We start from the raw sequence: 1777 nt of genomic DNA on the forward strand, positions 1-1777 counted from the left end.
ATGACTACCCTATTATATACATCCTACATAAGGAGAAAGAAGCTTATATTGGCGAAACAGTAAATGCTTTTAATAGATTACACAACCATAGACTAAATAGGAATAATACTTCTAATGCTAAAAACAGACATGATTTTAAACACGTAACACTGATTAAACATGAAAAATTTAATCAATCTGCTACGTATAACTTGGAAACAAAGTTAATTAATTATTTCTTAGGCGATGAACGTTACACGTTAAGAAATGTGAGTCAAACTGTATCTTCAGTTGTGCATAACTACTATGAAAAAAGCTTTTATAATGATGAAGTTTTTGAAGCAATCTGGAAAACCTTGAAAGATACTGAACAGATTGTTAATAAGGATCTATTTTTAATTGAGAATAATGATATTTTCAAACTATCTCCGTTTAAACAACTTACATCTGAACAGTTTGAATTATACCAAGATGTTGTATATGAATTAGAAGAACAATTCTTTAAAATGAATACTCAAAACAAAACAGAGCATAAAGTGATTTTCATTGAAGGTAGTGCTGGGGTTGGTAAAAGTGTTGTTTTAAGTTCTCTTTACTATAAAACGTTAGAGATGTCTAAAGACAAAAACTCACATTTATATGATACTTCCAGTTATATTTTGATTAACCATAATGAAGCGTTAAAAACGTTTCATAGCATAGCTTCTAATGTGAAAATTATGCAGAAGAATAAAATATTAAAACCTACTTCTTTTATTAATCAAATACCATTAGATACAGAGACTATACCAGCTGATATTGTATTTGTAGATGAAGCCCATCTACTACTTTCAAGCTCCGATTCTTATAATTCATATCACGGCCATAATCATCTAGAAGATATTATTAAAAGAGCTAAGGTGACTATTATTATATTTGATTCTAAGCAAGTAACCCGAAATAAGGCATATTGGGATGCTAAAACATTAAACACTGTCCTTTCAAAATATAAGCCTAAAAGATATAAACTTTCTACTCAAATGCGAATGCATGCTGGCAATGAATTGGTTTCATGGTTAGATAATTTAGTTCAAAAGAAAATTACGCCTATGCCTAATGTCCCTAAAACTTATGATTTTGACATCTTTGAACATGCTTCTGATATGCATAAAAAAATACAACAACAAAATACGAAATGGGGACTTTCTAGAGTTGTTTCCACATTTGATTTTGAACATAAAAAAGATGGTGGAGAGTATCATGTTACAACCGGTGGCCTAGATCTACCATGGAACCTTACCGATTCTTCTACAACATGGGCACAACGAGAGAAAACTTCTCCACATGGAAGTTCAGTTGATGAGGTAGGTTCAATTTATACAGTACAAGGTTTTGACTTAAACTATGTGGGTGTAATATTGGGCCCATCTATCTCTTATGATGAAAAAAATAATAAACTATTATTATTAAGTGATAGGTATAAAGACACCGAAGCATTTAAAGGATTAGGAAATCACTCTAATGCTACAAAAATAAAAGAAGACATCATTTTAAATGCGCTTAATATCTTGCTAAAACGAGGCATAAAAGGTCTTTATTTATATGCACATGATGAAAAGTTAAGATCTAAATTAATGGAACTAAAAAAGTTAATGATTAATCCTTAATTGTAAATCATAACTTTCTTATGATACTCAAGTAGCTGTTGTTTTATATGTCCACTGTTGTTTCAATATCCGCCGCTATTAATAATCTAGAGAAAAGAATGCAGAATTTAAATCTTGCATTCTTTTCTCTTCTTATTACATGGTGTTATATC

Annotated in this window: 1 protein-coding gene; it reads left to right on the forward strand. The window is 30.2% G+C overall.

From position 1 onward, the window contains the following. Window positions 1-1625: DUF2075 domain-containing protein (locus ABWK52_RS27560; protein ID WP_353772291.1), on the forward strand; the 1625-nt coding region annotated here is incomplete at its 5' end. Window positions 1626-1777 lie beyond the last annotated feature (152 nt).

It is taken from the genome of Bacillus sp. AP50, from assembly GCF_040492675.1.
Lineage (GTDB): Bacteria > Bacillota > Bacilli > Bacillales > Bacillaceae_G > Bacillus_A > Bacillus_A cereus.